This is a genomic window from Aquabacterium sp. T101 (assembly GCF_057219775.1).
In genome coordinates, this window is record NZ_JBXVVZ010000001.1 from 236,169 (window position 1) to 252,096 (window position 15,928).

General features: G+C 68.7%; 9 protein-coding genes. 5 read left to right on the forward strand and 4 right to left on the reverse strand.

From position 1 onward, the window contains the following. The first annotated feature begins 344 nt into the window (after positions 1-344). The 4 genes from AC2EAQ_RS01075 (at position 345) to AC2EAQ_RS01090 (ending at position 9,559) form a co-directional block, all read left to right on the forward strand. A complete protein-coding gene (locus AC2EAQ_RS01075; RefSeq protein ID WP_484639833.1) occupies positions 345-2,897 on the forward strand; it encodes a TonB-dependent receptor plug domain-containing protein in 2,553 nt (850 codons plus the stop codon). 115 nt (positions 2,898-3,012) lie between these two features. Then, the gene (locus AC2EAQ_RS01080; protein ID WP_484639834.1) at positions 3,013-5,043 is read left to right on the forward strand and encodes a S9 family peptidase; all 2,031 of its coding nucleotides are present in this window, start codon (positions 3,013-3,015) and stop codon (positions 5,041-5,043) included. A 352-nt stretch (positions 5,044-5,395) separates the two neighbouring features. Next, positions 5,396-7,999 (forward strand): TonB-dependent receptor plug domain-containing protein, encoded by a 2,604-nt coding sequence (locus AC2EAQ_RS01085; protein ID WP_484639835.1) that lies wholly within the window; start codon positions 5,396-5,398, stop codon positions 7,997-7,999. Positions 8,000-8,086: 87 nt separating this feature from the next. After that, positions 8,087-9,559 (forward strand): tetratricopeptide repeat-containing sulfotransferase family protein, encoded by a 1,473-nt coding sequence (locus tag AC2EAQ_RS01090; protein WP_484639836.1) that lies wholly within the window; start codon positions 8,087-8,089, stop codon positions 9,557-9,559. Between the two features lie 9 nt (positions 9,560-9,568). On the opposite strand, the gene cysC is transcribed toward AC2EAQ_RS01090, so the two are convergent. Together cysC and cysD are read right to left on the reverse strand one after the other, a co-directional pair. Further along, on the reverse strand, positions 9,569-11,431 hold the full coding sequence (gene cysC, locus AC2EAQ_RS01095; protein ID WP_484639837.1) for an adenylyl-sulfate kinase: 1,863 nt from the start codon (positions 11,429-11,431) through the stop codon (positions 9,569-9,571). Between the two features lies 1 nt (position 11,432). After that, positions 11,433-12,329 carry a sulfate adenylyltransferase subunit CysD gene (gene cysD / locus AC2EAQ_RS01100; protein WP_484641128.1) on the reverse strand — a complete coding sequence of 299 codons (897 nt, stop codon included), beginning with the start codon at positions 12,327-12,329 and terminating at the stop codon, positions 11,433-11,435. 117 nt (positions 12,330-12,446) lie between these two features. On the opposite strand from cysD, the gene AC2EAQ_RS01105 reads away from it, so the two are divergent. Then, the gene (locus tag AC2EAQ_RS01105) at positions 12,447-14,432 is read left to right on the forward strand and encodes an alpha/beta hydrolase family protein (protein WP_484639838.1); all 1,986 of its coding nucleotides are present in this window, start codon (positions 12,447-12,449) and stop codon (positions 14,430-14,432) included. A 42-nt stretch (positions 14,433-14,474) separates the two neighbouring features. Here AC2EAQ_RS01105 and AC2EAQ_RS01110 read toward each other — a convergent pair whose 3' ends face one another. After that, a complete protein-coding gene (locus tag AC2EAQ_RS01110; RefSeq protein WP_484639839.1) occupies positions 14,475-15,233 on the reverse strand; it encodes a 3-hydroxyacyl-CoA dehydrogenase in 759 nt (252 codons plus the stop codon). A gap of 13 nt (positions 15,234-15,246) precedes the next feature. Next, complete coding sequence (gene adk / locus AC2EAQ_RS01115) at positions 15,247-15,900, reverse strand: adenylate kinase (protein WP_484639840.1); 654 nt, start codon at positions 15,898-15,900, stop codon at positions 15,247-15,249. Positions 15,901-15,928 lie beyond the last annotated feature (28 nt).

Consider the following 15,928-nt stretch of genomic DNA (forward strand, 5'->3'; position numbering starts at 1 on the left):
TCCCTTCGGCGGTCGCCAGTTGTTGTGTTGACCCAACGAAGGGCCTGTACCCATCAGGGCCATCGATACAACTCGCGGTCCGCACCCCGGAACCCTGTTTCCCCTGGGTGACGGGCTCGCAGGGCCCGAAAAGCGCGGCCTTTTCCTGGGGTGGCCGAGGCCACACGAATCGGGGGCGAGACAAGTCACCTCGGAGTTCCCCGAGGTTGGCGCGGTTACGGCCAGAAGACAATTTCTTTACATCCCGAAATGTTGGGGGTCCCCGGGGGCGCGCAGGCGCCCCCGGGCTTTCCCTGCATCCGGGCGCGAATCGACATCCATCCATCTCAAGTTTGGGAGCTTTCATGTTTCGACGGACCAAGTTGTGTTCGAGCCTCATCGTCGCCTTCGGCGGCACGGTGCTCGCCGGCGCCGCGCTGGCGCAGCAGTCGCAGCGCATCGAGATCACCGGCTCGGCGATCAAGCGCGTCAATGCCGAAACGGCGGCCCCGGTCACGGTGATCAACCGTGAGCAGATCACCCGCACCGGTGCGACGAGCGTCAACGAACTGCTCAAGTCGATCTCCGTGGTCGACATCAATGACCAGGGCGAATTGGCGTCCAACTCCCCGGGCGGCTCGGGCACGGCCCGCATCCGCCTGCGCGGCCTGGGCGAGTCCCAGACCCTGGTGCTGATCAACGGCCGCCGCGTGCCGAAGAACCCGCTGGCCGACGCCTCGGGCGCCGGCTCGGCCTTCAACGTCAACTCGATCCCGGTGGCCGCCATCGAGCGCATCGAGATCCTGAAGGACGGCGGCTCGGCCATCTACGGCGCCGACGCCGTCGCCGGCGTGTTCAACATCATCCTGCGCAAGGACTTCAACGGTGCCACCGTGCGCGGCACCTTTGGCGAATCCAGCCGCGGCGACGGCGCCGAGCAGGCCTTCAACGCGGTCGGCGGCTACGGCGACCCCGCGAAGGACCGCTTCAACATCATGGGCGCGATCGACGTGTTCAAGCGCGATGCGATCCTGCGCAAGGACCGCGGCCTGACCCGCAGCGTGGACTTCCGCAGCCGCGGCCCCGTTCCCGGCTACAACCTCGACGGTCGCAGCGCCTTCGCGCCGCAGGGCAACTACCTCAGCGCCACCGGCGCCCTGGTCGGCCAGACCGTGCGGCCCTGCCCGCCGGAGAACGTCAGTGGCGCGCTGTGCGTCTACGACTTCAATGCCTCGCTGCTGACCTCCTACAACGGCGCTGACCGCACCAGCGGCCTGGTCGCCGGCCAGTTCCAGATCACGCCGGACCACAACCTGTACGCGCGCTGGATCGGCTCCGAGACCAAGGACCATTTCGAGGCCCACCCGGTGCCGGCGCAGTTCGTGTCGCCCGCCGGTTCGCCGTTCCCGCGCTACGCTGGTCGCTTTATGCAGGGCGGCCCTCGCATCACCGATCGCAAGGCCACGCTGAACCACTTCGACCTCGGCGCCGAGGGCCTGGTGTTCGGCATCGACTACAAGGTCGGCATCACGTCGGGCAAGTCCAAGACCTCCAACAGCGACAAGAACTACTACGACGCCCGCCTGTGGAACCCCGCCACGGCTTCCGGCGCCATCGACGCGACCTCCAACAACAACGACCCGGCCTTCGTCGAAAGCCTGAAGGTCACGCCGGTGCGGACCGGCACCGAGAAGATCGACACCATCGACCTGCTGCTGTCGGGCGACGCGTTCAAGCTGCCGGCCGGCCCGGTGCGCTACGCGGTCGGCGTGTCCAAGATCAAGGAGTCGATCGACGACAACCCGGATCCGCTGCAGATCGCCGGCCTGGTGGTGGGCAGCATCCAGCAGAGCGCCGTGTCGGCCGACCGTGACAGCGACGCGCTGTTCGCCGAGCTGCAGATTCCGCTGACCAAGGACATCGAAGCGCAGCTGGCGGTGCGCCGCGACGACTACGGCTCCGAGAAGGCGACCAGCCCGAAGGTGGCCCTCAAGTGGCAGGCGACCCCGGGCCTCGCGCTGCGCGCGTCGTACTCCGAGTCGTTCAAGATGCCGACGCTGAAGCAGCAGTTCGCCACGTCGGGCCAGGGTGCCATCACGCTGACTCCGGGCCAGTGCGTCCAGGTTGGCGGCGGCACGACGGCGCAGTGCGCGAACGGCCTGGCGGCCTTCCGCCTGACCGGCTCCAACCCCGACCTCGGCCCCGAGACCGCCCAGACCTACAACCTGGGCGTCGTGGGCGAAGTCGGCCCGGTGTCGGTGAGCGTGGACTGGTTCCGCATCGCCAAGAAGGACAACATCTCCACGCCGACGCTGCAGAGCGCCATCGACCAGGGGTTCTTCTTCTTCGACACGGCCAACGGCCGCTACGTCATCCAGCAGAACCTGCAGAACTTCGCCCAGTCGCTCAACGCCGGCGTGGACATCGACGCCCGCATGCGCCTGCCGGGCACGATGTTCGGCAACCTGACCTTCGGTGCCAACGCCACCTACTACACGGACCAGAAGACCCGCACGACCGCGGCGTCGCCCTGGGCCGAGTTCGGCAACACCTACGCCACCCCGCTGTGGCGCGCGGCCTTCACAGCGTCCGCCGAGACGGGCCCGTGGCTGTTCCAGGGTGTGCTGCGCGGTGTCGGCGGCTTCTGGGACACCGACATCTCGCGCAACAACATCACGGCGACCACGCCGGGCGGCAACCGCAAGGTCAGCGCCTATGACGAAGTCGACCTGACGGTGCGTTGGTCCGGCATCAAGAACCTGCGCCTGACCGGCTCGGTGAAGAACGTGTTCGATCGCATGCCGCCGTTCAGCGCGCGCAACGCGTCGAGCAACAACTACACCCAGATGGGCTTCGCCGAGCTGTACACCGTGCGCGGCCGCTACTTCCAGGTCAGCGCCGAGTACGACTTCCGCTGAGTCCTAGAGGCATCTGCCCAATCGGCCCGGCCCCTGAAAGGGGGCCGGGCCTTTTCTTGTGCCCGACTTTGGGCACACTTCGCTTCTCTTCAGTTTTCTTCCGGAGTCTGCATTCATGAAGTTCCAGCATTCGCGTCGGCAACTGGTCCGCGGCCTGGCGGCCGCTCCCATGCTCGGCGGAACCCTGGCCTCCGCATGGGCCCAGGAGGGCCGCATGCCGATCGAGGAGTTCTTCCGGCCGGCCAACATCGCGCAGGCGCGCCTGTCGCCGGACGGCAAGAGCGTGCTCGCCGTGCGGCCGCACAAGCGGCGCCAGAACCTGTGGGTGTTCGACATCGCGTCCAGGCGCTGGAAGATCGTCACCGACTTCAGCGACTCGGACGTGGTCGAGCCGCGCTGGATCTCCGACAACCGCATCGTGTTCAGCGTGATCGACTCGACGCGCGGCAGCGGCGACCAGATCGGCAGCGGCGGCCTGTTCGCGATCGACAAGGACGCGGCCGACTTCAAGGAGCTCACCGAACGCGGTTTCCTCACCGGTGGCGACCGCCTGCTGCCCGCGGGCACCAGCTTCCACAGCAAGGGTGTCGGCTCCGGTCCCGACGAGATCCTGGTCTCGGTCTGGTCGTCGGGCGGCACTGCATCGGCCACGTTCGGCAGCAACATCCACCGGCTCAACACGCGCACTGGGCGAGCCACGATCATGACCCTGGGCGGCCCCGGGCGCGTCGTGGGCTGGGGCTTCGACGACAAGGGCGTGCCGCGCCTGGCCGTGTCGGTCGACGAGAAGTCGACGTCGCGGATCCATCACCGGGCTTCGGCGGACGCGCCCTGGACCGTGCTGGCCGAGGCCGCCTTCGACGACCCCGCGGCGATCAGCCCGCTGGCGTTCGACGGCGAATCGCACCTCTACGTGCTGACGCGGGTCAACAGCGACTTCGCGGGCGTCTACCGCTTTGACATCGCCGCGCGCAAGGTGCTGCCCGAGCCGGTGGCCGCCATCAAGGGCTATGACCTGATGCCCGAGATGCAGAGCGGTGCGCCCACGGGGCTCGGCGACCCGCTGATCTTCGGCACCGGCGACAAGCGCGGCCAGCTGCTCGGTGTGCGCTATCACGCCGAGCGGCGCGGGGTGTACTGGATCGACGAGGAGCGGCGCAAGCTCCAGGAGCAGCTCGAGCAAGGCTTCCCCGGGCGTCAGGTCAGCTTTCAGGGCGACCCGTCCAAGAAGGACCAACCGCTGCTGGTGGTGACCTCCGCCGACGCCGAGCCCGCGCGATACCTGCTCGTGACGCCCGGCCGGTCGATGGCCGATTCTCTCGGCTCCGCGATGCCGTGGGTGCGCCCCGAGCGCATGGCCACGATGGAGACCATCACCTACAAGGCGCGCGACGGCCTCACCATCCCGGCCACGCTGACGATCCCGCGCGGCGCCGAGAAGAAGAACCTGCCGCTGGTGGTGCTGCACTACGGCGGCCCGTGGGTCCGGGCCATCGCCTGGGGCTTCGACCGCAACGTGCAGTTCCTGGCGTCCCGCGGCTATGCGGTGCTGATGCCGGCGCCGAGGGCCAGCATCGGTTTCGGCTGGAACCACTTCAAGTCGGGCTGGAAGCAGTGGGGCCTGGCGATGCAGGATGACGTGGCCGATGGCGTGCGCCATCTCATCTCGCAGGGCATCGTCGATGCCAAGCGGGTGTGCATCTCGGGCGCCAGCTATGGCGGCTACATGACGATGATGGGCCTGGCCAAGGAGCCCGAGCTGTATCGCTGCGGCATCAACTGGGTCGGTGTGACCGATCCCGAGCTGATGTATGTCGAGTGGACGGACTTCGCCCGCGGCACCGCGCGCGAAGTGGTGCTGCCGGTGTTCCTGGGGCACCCCAAGACCGACGCCGACCTGTTCGCGCGCACGTCGCCGGTGCGGCGCGCCGCCGAGATCAAGCAGCCGGTGCTGATGGCCTACGGCGGTCTGGATCGCCGAGTGCCGATCGTCAATGGCGAGAAGATGCGCGACGCCCTGAGACCGCACAACCCGAACGTGGAGTACGTCGTCTACGGCGACGAAGGCCACGGGTTCCAGCGCCTTGAGAACCAGCTGGACTTCTGGGGTCGCGTCGAGCGGTTCCTGGCCAAGAACTTGGCCTGAGGTCTGTTGCGGGTTACCAACGTTCGCGCGTCGGCCATCTAGGGTGAACCCCCTAGTGGTGGGCGCGCGACGCTGGTGCGCCGGTGCTCCCGCGCGGTGCGCCGCGACGGAAATCCCTAGGTTTGATGCGGGTTTGCGGGCTTTCCGCCGCACCGTGATCAGGCATCGAACCAGGCCCGGTGGGGCCTGAGCTACCAGGGCTCGGTGCTTCCCCCGGTCGGGTCGGATTTCACGCCCGTGACAATGCGCTTACATGCCTCGGACACCGAGAGCGCGCCAGCCCAAAAGGCAGAGGCGGGCCACGGCGTCCGGGCACGGTTTATCGATCAACCATCCCTCTCCAGGAGTGTTCATGTTCAAGCGAACGAGTATCAGCACCGGCGTGCTGCTGGCTCTCGGCGGCGCGCTGCTCGCGCCCGTCGCGGCCCAGGCCCAGCAGACCCAGCGCATCGAGATCACCGGCTCGGCCATCAAGCGCACCTCGGCCGAAGGCCCGGCGCCCGTCGAGGTCATCACCAAGAAGGACATCGAGCGCACCGGTGCGACCTCGGTCAACGAACTGCTTCGTTCGATTCCGTCGATCGACATCTTCGACCAGGGTGAACTGGCGTCCAACTCGCCGGCCGGCTCCGGCACGGCCAGCGTCCGCCTGCGCGGTCTGTCCGACAGCGAAGTGCTGGTGCTGCTGAACGGCCGCCGCCTGCCGGTCAACGCGCTGTACGACTCGTCGGGTGCGGGTGCCGCGTTCGACATCAATTCGCTGCCCATCGGCGCCATCGAGCGCGTCGAGATCCTGAAGGACGGCGCCTCCGCCATCTACGGCGCCGACGCCGTGGCCGGTGTGATCAACTTCATCACGAAGACCGACTACCAGGGCATCGAAGGCACCGGCACCTTCGGCGTCAGCAGCCGCGGCGACGGCCAGGAAACCCGCGTCGGCCTGTCGGCCGGTTTCGGCGACCTGACCAAGGACCGCTACAACCTCCTGATCGGCATCGACTACTTCAAGCGTGATCCGATCCTGCGCAAGGACCGCGACCTGACCAAGTCGGTCGACTTCCGCAGCAAGGGCGGCGGTGACGCGCGCAGTTCGTTCGCACCCACCGGCAACGTCATCAATCCGAACACCGGCGCGTTCGTGGGTCTGCCCTACGCACCCTGCCCCCCGGAGAGCCTGAACGTCGCGCTGAACCGTTGCCGCTATGACTTCAACGCCAGCCTGCTGACTTCGTACAACGGTGCCGACCGCCTGAGCGCGCTGGCGGTGGGCACGCTGCAGCTGACGCCCGAAATGAAGGCCTTCGCCGAATTGACGTTCTCGACGTCGAAGGACTCCTTCAAGGCGCATCCGGTGCCCGACTTCTTCGTCGTGCCCGTCACCAACCCTGCGCAGAACCCCTACCGCATCCCGGTGTTCGACGCCAACGGCAACCCGGTCCCCGGCCAGTTCACCAATACCGTGTACATCGCCGGCCGCTTCATGCAGGGTGGCCCGCGCATGACCGACCGCAAGTCGGACTTCCTGAACCTGGCCACCGGTCTCGAGGGCACGCTCGGTGCCTACGACTGGAAGGTGAACGTCAGCCGCGGCGAAAGCAAGGTCACCAACAACGACAGCAACTACTACGACGCGCGCCTGTGGGGCCCGGCGACGGTGAGCGGGGCGCTGAACCCGACTGTCGGCACCAATGACCCGGCCTTCGTGGAAAGCCTCAAGGTGACCCCGGAGCGCGTGGGCAAGTCCACGCTGACGACGCTGAACGTGCAGCTCGGCGGGGAGTTGATGAAGCTGCCTGCCGGCCCGCTGCAGTTCGCGGTCGGTGGCGCCTACAACAAGGAGTCGCTCACCGACACCCCGGATGCGCTGACGCAGGCCGGCCTCGTGATCGGCAGCATCGCGCAGGCGGCGGTCGATGCCGACCGCACCTACAAGGCCGCGTTCGCCGAACTGAGCATCCCGGTCACCAAGACCATCGAGGGTCAGCTCGCGGTGCGTCACGACAAGTACCCGAACGCCAGTGCCACGAGCCCGAAGATCGCCGCCAAGTGGTCGGTGACGCCTGAGCTGGCAGTGCGCAGCTCCTTCACCCGCAGCTTCCGTGCGCCGGTGCTGAAGCAGCTGTTCGGCGCGCAGGAAGAAGGCGCGATCAACATCACGAACCCGGCGTCGTGCACGATCCTGGGCGTGCCGCTGGACGCGCAGGGCGCCTGCAACCTGTCGGCGTTCCAGGTCAACGGTTCGAACCCCGACCTCCAGCCGGAGAAGGGCAAGACCTTCAACCTGGGTGTGGTGTTCGAGGCTTCGCGCAACATCAGCGCGAGCATCGACTGGTGGAAGATCAACAAGACCAACGACATCAGCACGCCGACCATCAGCTCGGCCATCGCGCAGGGCTTCTGGACCCGCACGGGCGCCCGGTTCAACGTGTTCACGAACCTGCGCAACATCGCCGAGCGCGAGACCTCCGGCGTCGACGTGGATGCTCGCCTGCGCTTCCCGGGCACCGCGATCGGCAACGTGTCGGTTCGCAACCTGCTGACCTACTACTCCACCAACAAGACCCGGCAGTCTTCCGGCGGCGACTGGGCGGAGTTCAATGGCACCTACGCGACGCCGCGGTGGCGCAACGGCCTGAACGTGACGACGGAGAACGGCCCGTGGACCGTGGGCACGTCGCTGCGCACGGTGGCGGGCTTCTGGGACACCGACGAGCCGCTGCCCGTGGCTGCCGGCACCCGCCGGGTCGGCACGCACGAAGAGCTGGATCTGCTGGTGCAGTACTCCGGGTTCAAGAACTTCGAGCTCAGCTTCGGCATCAAGAACCTGCTGGACAACGATCCTCCGTTCAGCCTGACGAACGCGTCCGACAACCAGTACACGCAGATGGGCTTCGCCGAGCTGTACACGGCGCGTGGCCGCTACTTCTACCTGACCGCGAAGTACGCGTTCCGCTGATCGCTCCGGCGACCAGTGCGCAAGGGCGCCCCTCGGGGCGCCCTTTTTCTTGGGCGGGGCGGCAGCGGTGTGAGAATTCGGGCCGACATGAGCGACGCAGCCCAACGCGCCGATGCGCTTCGACAGGCGGCCGCCCGTGCGCTGCGCGCGGGCCGCCTGGCCGATGCGCTGGCGGCGCACGAGCAGGCACTTGCGGCCGACCCGCACTGGGCCGACGGCTGGTACAACCTGGGCTACCTGCACCAGCAGGCGCGGCAGTTCGAGACGGCGCTGCGCTCCTACGAACGCGCGTTGGCAGAAGGCGTGGCGGGACCCGAGGAGGTGCACCTGAACCGTGCGGCGGTGCTGGCCGAGCATCTGCGCCGTAGCGACGACGCGCTGGCCGCGCTGCAGGACGCGCTGCGCTGCAACCCCCGCTACGTGCCCGCACTGGTCAACCTGGGCAATCTTCACGAGCAGAGCGGCCGCCGCAGCGAAGCGCGGCAGGCCTACGAAGCCGCCCTGCAGGTGGACCCTGGCCAATCGCTCGCCCTGGCGCGCCTGCCCAACCTGACACGCGTTGCGACGACACAGGACCCGCTGATCGGCCGCCTGCGCGAGGCGATCGCGCGGCCGGGCGCAGGCGCTGCGGAGCGGGCCGACCTTGGCTTCGGGCTGGGCAAGGCCCTCGACGATGCGGGGGCCTACGACGAGGCTTTCGCCGCCTACACCGCCGCCAACCAGGCCAGCCGCACCAGTGCCGGGCCGGTGCCGGTGCGCTACGACCGCGGCGCACACGAGCGCTTCGTCGACCGGCTGATCGGCCTGTTCGACCGTCGTGTCGTTGCCAGCCCGGTCGATGCCACCGCGCCCGTTTTCGTCTGCGGTATGTTCCGGTCGGGTTCGACGCTGATCGAGCAGGTGCTGGCGAGCCATCCGCGCGTGACGGCCGGCGGCGAGATCGACCTGCTGCCCGACATCGCCGCGCGCACGCTCGGGCGCCATCTCGGCCCGCCGGCGGTGCCGCTGGACGACGCCGAGCTGCAGTCGCTGCGCCGTGCCTACCGCGAGGGCGTCGCGCTGCGCTTTCCGGGTGCCGACGTGCTGACGGACAAGCGGCCGGACAACTTCCTGCACATCGGCCTGATCAAGGCGATGTTCCCGCAGGCCCGCATCCTGCACACCTGCCGCAGCGTGCTGGACAACTGCCTGTCGGTGTACTTCCTGCACCTGAGCCACGCGATGCCGTATGCGCTCGACCTGCAGGACATCGCGCACTGGTACCGCCAGTACCGGCGGCTGATGGCGCACTGGAAGTCGCTGTATGGCGCCGACATCCACGACGTCGACTACGACGCGCTGGTGACGCAGCCGCGCCCGGTGATCGAGGGCGCGCTCGCCCATTGCGGCCTCGACTGGAACGACGCGTGCCTGAGCTTCCACGCCACGCCGTCGGTGGTGATGACGCCCAGCGCGTGGCAGGTTCGGCAGCCGCTGTACACCCGCTCGTCCGGCCGCTGGCGCCACTACGAGCGCCACCTCGGCCCGCTGCGCGACGCGCTCGGCGACCTGGGCGACTGAGCCCGGGCCCTAGGAGCGGGCCAGCAGGCCGCCGGCGTGCAGTCGGGCCAGCACGGCGTCGGCGGCCTCGTCCGGGGTCACTCTGGCGGTGTCCAGGCGCACCTCGGCCGCTTCCGGCGGCTCGTAGGGCGAATCGATGCCGGTGAAATTGGCCAGCTCGCCGGCGCGCGCCTTGCGGTACAGCCCCTTCGGGTCCCTGGCTTCCGCCACCGCCAGAGGCACGTCGACGAACACCTCGACGAAGCGACCGGCGTCGAACAGTTCGCGGGCCATGCGCCGCTCCTCGCGGAAGGGCGAGATGAGCGCCGTGATGACGACCAGACCCGCGTCCACCATCAGGCGGGCCACCTCGGCCACGCGGCGCACGTTCTCCACCCGGTCGGCGGCCGTGAAGCCGAGGTCCTTGTTGAGCCCGTGGCGCACGTTGTCGCCGTCCAGCAGATAGGTGCGCACCCCCTGGGCGTGCAAGCGTTGCTCCAGCAGGTCGGCCACGGTGGACTTGCCCGCCCCGGACAGGCCTGTCAGCCACACGACGGCGCCGCGATGACCGTTGAGCGCTTCGCGCGATGCGCGGTCGACCCGTGTCGCCTGCCAGCGCAGGTTGGCGCTGCGGCGCAGGGCGAAGCGGATCATTCCCGCGCCGACGGTGCCCTGGGTCTGGCGGTCGATCAGGATGAAGCCGCCGGTGTCGCGGTTGGCCGCGTAGGGGTCGAAGGCCACGGGCCGGTCGAGCTCGAGTCCGGCCACGCCGATCTCGTTGGTGCCCAGCGTGCTGGCCGCCGCCTTGGCCAGCGTGTCGATGTCCAGCCGGTGCTTGAGCGGCGTCACGGAGGCCACCGCCGTGCGCGTGCCGATCTTCATCAGGTAGCTGCGTCCCGGCAGCAGCGGGGCATCGCCCAGCCAGACGATCGTGGCCTCGAACCGGTCGGCCACCGGGGCGGGCGCGTCGACCCCGCACAGCAGGTCGCCGCGCGACACGTCCAGCGGTCGGGACAGGGTCAGCGTCACCGACTCCAGCGCACCCGCTTCCTCCAGATCGGCGTCGCCGCAGCGCAGGGTCTGCACCGTCGCTGTCTGTCCGGAGGGCTGCACCTGCACGCTGTCGCCCACGCGCACCTGCCCCGACACCAGCATGCCGGCCAGCCCGCGGCCGCCCGGCGAGGCACGGTTGACCCACTGCACGGGCAGGCGCAGCGGCTCGCCGCGCAGGCGCTGCTCGTCGACGGCCACCGTCTCCAGCCAGGCCATCAGCGTCGGCCCTTCGTACCACGGCATCTCGGCGCAGCGATGGACGAGGTTGGCGCCCTGCAGGGCCGACACCGGCATCGCCTGCACCTGCGGCAGGCCCAGTCGGCCGGCGAAGTCCCGGGCCGCGCGCTCGACGCGGTCGAACACCTCGCGCGACCAGCCGACCTGGTCCATCTTGTTGACCACCACGAGTACGGCGCGCAGCCCGACCAGGGACGCCAGCACGAGGTGACGCCGCGTCTGGGCCACGAGGCCCTGCCGTGCGTCGACCAGCACCAGCGCCACGTCGGCCGTGGACGCACCGGTGAGCATGTTGCGCGTGTACTGCTCGTGGCCCGGCGTGTCCGCCACGATGAAGCGGCGGCGCGGCGTGTGGAAGTAGCGGTAGGCCACGTCGATGGTGATGCCCTGTTCGCGCTCTGCCGCCAGGCCGTCGAGCAGCAGCGACCAGTCCAGCGCCCCCTCGGGCCAGCCGGCGCGGCGCGAGTCGGCGCGCAGCGCGGCAAGCTGGTCGTCGGGCACGTTGCCGGTGTCGGCCAGCAGGCGGCCGATCAGCGTGCTCTTGCCGTCGTCGACCGAGCCGCAGGTCACCAGGCGCAGCAGGCTGGCATCGGTGCCTTCCATGTCAGAAGTAGCCTTCCTGCTTCTTGCGTTCCATCGACGCGGCCGCGTCGTGGTCGATAATGCGACCCTGGCGTTCCGAACTGCGGCTCGCGCGCATCTCGGCGATCACCTCGCCCAGCGTGCGGGCCCGCGACGCCACGGCGCCGGTCAGCGGATAGCAGCCGAGAGTGCGGAAACGCACCCATTCCATGCTCGGCGTCTCGCCGGCGGCCAGACGCATGCGTTCGTCGTCCACCATGATCAGAGCGCCCTGGCGCCTGACCACCGGCCGCTCTGCCGCGAAGTACAGCGGCACCACCGGGATCGACTCCTGGGCCACGTACTCCCACACGTCGAGTTCGGTCCAGTTGGACAGCGGGAACACGCGCAGGCTCTCGCCGGGCCGCTTGCGAACGTTGTAGGCCCGCCAGAGCTCCGGCCGCTGCTGCTTCGGGTCCCAGTGGTGCCCCGGACTGCGCAGCGACACGATCCGCTCCTTGGCACGCGACTTCTCCTCGTCGCGGCGCGCCCCGCCGAAGGCCGCGTCGAAGCCGTGCAGGTCCAGCGCCTGCTTCAGGCCCTCGGTCTTCCACAGGTCGGTGTGCAGGCCCGAACCGTGGTCGAACGGGTTGACGCCGTCGGCCAGGGCCTGCGGGTTGCGGTGGACGATCAATTCCACCCCGGGCTGCCGCGCCACCTCGTCGCGCATCGCGTACATCTCGCGGAACTTCCAGGTGGTGTCCACGTGCAGCAGCGGAAAGGGCAGGGGCGCCGGGTGGAAGGCCTTTCTTGCCAGGTGCAGCAGCGTCGCCGAATCCTTGCCCATCGAGTACAGCAGCACCGGCCGCTCGCTCTCGGCCACCACCTCGCGCAGGATGTGGATGCTTTCGGCTTCGAGGCGCTGGAGGTGGGTCAGCAGGGGCATGTCGGGCAACGGCCACCCCGTCACGGGGCACTGCATCCTAATGCCCGTCGGCTCTCGACAAGCGCGGCATGTTCGATACTTCGCGTCGTCGCATCCCAACCTCAGTCCGCCATGAAGACGACCTCCCTGTCCCGTCGTCGCCGTGCACTGATCGGCACGGGCCTGAGCCTGCCGCTCTGGCCCGGGATCAGCATGGCGCAGGCGGCGCCCCAGCAGCCAGCCCTCAAGGACTTCTTCCGCGCGCCCGCACTGAGCAGCGCCACGCTGTCTCCCGACGGCAAGTTCATCGCCGGCCTGCGCGATTTGCGAGGGCGCACGAACATCACCGTGGTGGACCTGTCCACGCGCCGCGCGCTCTATGTCACCGCCTTCACCGACGGTGACGTCGACTGGGTGCGCTGGGTCAACAACGAGCGCCTGCTCTTCGCGTTGTATGACCGTCAGCGTGGCAGCGGCGACCAGTTCGGCAGTGGACTGTTCGTGATCAACCGCGACGCGTCCGACTACCGCGCGCTGGCCGACCGAGGTGCCCTCACGGAAGGCTTGCGCCGGATGCCCCTGGGCGCCTACTTTCACTCGATGGTGCGCGAGAAGGGGCAGCCGACCGAGGACATCATCGTCGAGGTCGGCTCGATGCAGGCGCTGGGTCGCTTCTCGAGCAACCTGTATCGGCTGAACACCACCAATGGCCGCAATGTGCTGATGACGCTCGACGGCCCCGGCGACGTCAGTGACTGGATCCTCGACCGCAACTACATTCCCCGGGCGGCGGTGACCACGCGCGATGGCGTCACCCGGGTCCAACTGCGGGATTCGGACCAGTCCCCCTGGCTCGCCATTTTCGAGTTCGGGCCGCAAGACGTGCTCGGCTCCGTCATCCCGCTGACCTTCGATGCAGCTGGCAACTTGTACGTCCGTGCCTATCGGGGTTCGGATTTCGCGGCCATCTTCCGCTACGACGCGAAGGCCCGAAGGCTCGACGACGAGCCGGTGGCGGCGCTCAAGGGCTTCGACCTCACAGGCGGTCTGCGGTTTTCCAGCGGCGGCGAGCGGCTGATGGGGGTCGACTACGAGGCGGACCGCGCGGGCACCTACTGGATCGACGACGAGGTCGCCCAGTGGCAGGCGTCGGTGGACCGAGTGCTGCCAGACCGCGTCAACCGCCTGCAGATCCCGCTCGATCCCTCCAAGGCCCCGGTCCTGGTGCTTTCGTATTCGGACCGTGACCCGGGCAGTTACTTCCTCTTCGACACGGTCGGCAGCAAGATCGAACGAGTGGCGCAGTCGCGACCGTGGATCCAGGTGGACCGGATGAGGCCGACCCGCTTCTACACCTACACCGCTCGCGACGGGCTGACCATCCCGGCGCAGATCACGGTGCCGGAAGTGGAGGGAAGGCCACCGCTGGTGGTGCTGCACTACGGCGGCCCCTGGGTGCGTCCGATCAACTGGGGTTTCGACCCGGTCGTGCAGTTCCTCGTGTCGCGCGGCTATGCGGTGTTCATGCCGGCACCCCGCGCGTCCACCGGCTTCGGCGCGCGCCTGTTCATGGCCGGGTGGAAACAGTGGGGCCTGGGCATGCAGGACGACGTGACCGACGGCGTGCAGGACCTGATCAAGCGCGGCGTCGTCGACCCCAGTCGTGTGTGCATCGCCGGCGCCAGTTATGGTGGCTACCTGACGATGATGGGCCTGGTGAAGGAGCCGGCGCTGTTCAAGTGCGGCATCAACTGGGTTGGCGTCACCGACCCGTCGTTCATGTTCACGGTGACCTGGACCGACTTCAACCGCGTCGATGCCGCGCGCTATTCGCTGCCCATCCTCATCGGCGACATCGACAAGGACAAGGCGCAGTTCCGGCAGACCTCGCCGGTCGAGCGTGCGCGGGAGATCAAGCAGCCGGTGCTGATGGCCTATGGCGCGCTCGACGACCGCGTGCCGCTGATCAACGGGGAGAAGATGCTGGCCGCGCTGAAGCCGCACAACCCGAACGTGGAGTACGTCGTCTATCCGGACGAGGCCCACGGCTGGCTGCGCGAGGACAACAACATCGACTTCTGGACCCGCGTCGAGAAGTTCCTCGCCAAGAACCTGTAGTCGCCCGGGCGGCCGCGGGCTCCCTCGTCCGCGCCGCCGCGCCTACTTCGGCGCGAGGCGGATCGCGCCGTCCAGGCGGATCACCTCGCCGTTGAGCATTTCGTTCTCGATGATGTGGCGAGCGAGGTTGGCGTAGTCCTGCGGCGTGCCCAGGCGGCTGGGGAAGGGCACGCTGGCGGCCAGCGCGTCCTGCACTTCCTTGGGCATGCCGAACATCATCGGTGTGCCGAAGATGCCCGGCGCGATGGTCATGCAGCGGATGCCGTTGCGCGCCAGGTCGCGCGCGATCGGCAGCGTCATGCCGACGATGCCGCCCTTGCTGGCCGAGTAGGCCGCCTGGCCGATCTGGCCGTCGTAGGCGGCCACGCTGGCGGTGTTGATCAGCACGCCGCGCTCGCCGGTGGGCTCGGGCTCGTTGCGGCACATCGCCTCGGCGGCGAGGCGGATCATGTTGAAGCTGCCGATCAGGTTGATGTTGATCACGCGCTGGAACTGCGCCAGCGGGTGCGCGCCGTCCTTGCCGACGGTCTTGACGCCGATGGCGATGCCGGCGCAGTTGACCAGGCCGGTCAGCTTGCCCATCGACAGGGCCTGCGCCACCGCGGCCTGGCCGTCGGCCTCCTGGGTGACGTCGCACTTGACGAAGGCGCCGCCGATCTCGCGCGCCAGCGCCTCGCCCTTGTCCACCTGCACGTCGGCCACGACCACCTTGCCGCCGGCCGCGGCCAGCATGCGTGCCGTGCCCTCGCCGAGGCCCGAGGCCCCGCCGGTGACGATGAAGACCTTGCCCTGGATCTGCATTTGCGGAGCTTCCTCAGTTCAGCGCGGCCAGCGCGCGCGTGGTGATCTGGTCCACCGTGCCGGTGCCGTCGATGCGGCGGTAGCGCGGCGCGTTGGTGTCGCCGGTGGCGGCCCAGCGCGAGTAGTACTCGACCAGCGGCCGCGTCTGGCTCTGGTAGACCTCCAGGCGCTTGCGCACCGTGGCCTCCTTGTCGTCGTCGCGCTGGATCAGCGGCTCGCCGGTCACGTCGTCCACGCCGGCCACCTTGGGCGGGTTGAACTTGACGTGGTAGCTGCGGCCGGACGCAATGTGGAACAGGCGGCCGCTCATGCGCTCGATGATCGCCTCGTCGGGCACGTCGATCTCCAGCACCACGTCGAGCTTGACGCCGGCGTTCTTCATCGCATCGGCCTGCGCGATGGTGCGCGGGAAGCCGTCGAACAGGAAGCCGTTGGCGCAGTCGGGCTGGGCGATGCGCTCCTTGACCAGGCCGATGATGATGTCGTCGGACACCAGGGCGCCGGAGTCCATCACCTTCTTGGCCGCCAGGCCCAGCGGCGTGCCGGCCTTCACCGCGGCGCGCAGCATGTCGCCGGTGGACACCTGCGGGATGCCGTAGTGCTTGCACAGGAAGCTGGCCTGAGTGCCCTTGCCGGCGCCGGGCGCCCCCAACAGGATGAGTCTCATCGCGTCCCTCGTTATGGTCTGGTGAAAA

Excerpts from the sequence above, each read along its gene's own strand:
- AC2EAQ_RS01105 (WP_484639838.1), top strand. The coding sequence starts at position 12,447 with ATGAAGACGACCTCCCTGTCCCGTCGTCGCCGTGCACTGATCGGCACG.
- cysC (WP_484639837.1), bottom strand. The coding sequence starts at position 11,431 with ATGGAAGGCACCGATGCCAGCCTGCTGCGCCTGGTGACCTGCGGCTCG.
- AC2EAQ_RS01080 (WP_484639834.1), top strand. The coding sequence starts at position 3,013 with ATGAAGTTCCAGCATTCGCGTCGGCAACTGGTCCGCGGCCTGGCGGCC.
- AC2EAQ_RS01075 (WP_484639833.1), top strand. The coding sequence starts at position 345 with ATGTTTCGACGGACCAAGTTGTGTTCGAGCCTCATCGTCGCCTTCGGC.
- AC2EAQ_RS01090 (WP_484639836.1), top strand. The coding sequence starts at position 8,087 with ATGAGCGACGCAGCCCAACGCGCCGATGCGCTTCGACAGGCGGCCGCC.
- AC2EAQ_RS01085 (WP_484639835.1), top strand. The coding sequence starts at position 5,396 with ATGTTCAAGCGAACGAGTATCAGCACCGGCGTGCTGCTGGCTCTCGGC.
- adk (WP_484639840.1), bottom strand. The coding sequence starts at position 15,900 with ATGAGACTCATCCTGTTGGGGGCGCCCGGCGCCGGCAAGGGCACTCAG.
- AC2EAQ_RS01110 (WP_484639839.1), bottom strand. The coding sequence starts at position 15,233 with ATGCAGATCCAGGGCAAGGTCTTCATCGTCACCGGCGGGGCCTCGGGC.